This is a genomic window from Thiolapillus sp. (assembly GCF_048562965.1).
GTDB classification, from domain to species: domain Bacteria; phylum Pseudomonadota; class Gammaproteobacteria; order Chromatiales; family Chromatiaceae; genus Thiolapillus; species Thiolapillus brandeum_A.
Genome location: NZ_JBHNMF010000956.1, coordinates 1 through 1,084 on the forward strand (window position 1 = coordinate 1; position 1,084 = coordinate 1,084).

The following is a 1,084-nucleotide window of genomic DNA, read 5'->3' on the forward strand; positions in this document are numbered from 1 at the left end:
CGAAGGAACAGGATTGCATCGCCAATCATCACCAGGGGCATGCCCGGGTTGCTGCTGTTGCCGGTTCTGGGAAAACCGAAAACATGATCGAACTGGTCTGGCGCACCGTATCCAGAGGGACGCCGCCGGGTCGGATTCTTGTCATCCTGTTCAATCGTGATGCCACCAATGATTTCGACGTGCGTCTGACCCGGCGCTTCTCCCAGGAAGAGGTAAACCGGGAAAGCCTTCGGGTGCGCACCTTCCATGCCCTCGGCAAAAGTATCTGCGAGCTATTCGAGAAAAAGAAGCTGTTGCGGAACAAGAGTCTGGAAACCCGTGGCTGGGTAATGGACAGCATGGCCAGGGCCACATTGAAAGAGGCCGTCGGGCGGGTGACAAACCGGTTTCAGGGTGATTCTGCTGATTTGAAGGACGAGTTTACGAGCTTTATCGACATAGTAAAAGCCGACATTCTTCCTGCGGAAGATGTCTTCGATAAAACCAGTGTCCAACCGACCCTGAAATCCCTGTTCCTGCAAGCCTTCGCGTTGTTCGAGGAGGAACGGGAACGGCAGAACATTCGGTTTTTCACGGATTTGATCGCCGACCCGGTTTACCTCATGTACCACCAGCCCAAAATGCGTGAATTCATCGAAGACCGGGTGGATCTGATTATTTGCGATGAAGCCCAGGACATGAATCCCGTTCAGCAGAAGCTGGTCGAATACATTGCGGGAACCCGGGCCAACGTGGTAGCCGTAGGTGATATCGACCAGTGCATTTATGAGTGGCGCGGCGCCGATCCGCGGCATCTGCTCACCGAATTTAGCCGCCATTATCATCCCGTGACAAATTATCAGTTGTCCCATACCTTTCGATATGGGCACAAGCTGTCGCTGATGGCCAACCACCTCATCCAGCACAATTTACTTCGGGAGGATACTTTTTGCGTGTCCCACGAATCCTGCCCGAAGACCGATGTCTCACTGCGTTGGCAGCGCCATGACAAGCTGGGGCGCAGTGTCATGCAGCAGATTGCGGATCAATGGATCGAAGATGGAAACGACTGGGGTGACCTTGCCGTGTTGGTACGTGACAATGC

1 protein-coding gene is annotated in these 1,084 nt (G+C 54.0%); it reads left to right on the forward strand.

The features are described from left to right. Window positions 1-1,084 (forward strand): UvrD-helicase domain-containing protein (locus ACOCD2_RS21435; protein WP_293702712.1); only part of this gene is annotated, 1,084 nt, incomplete at both ends.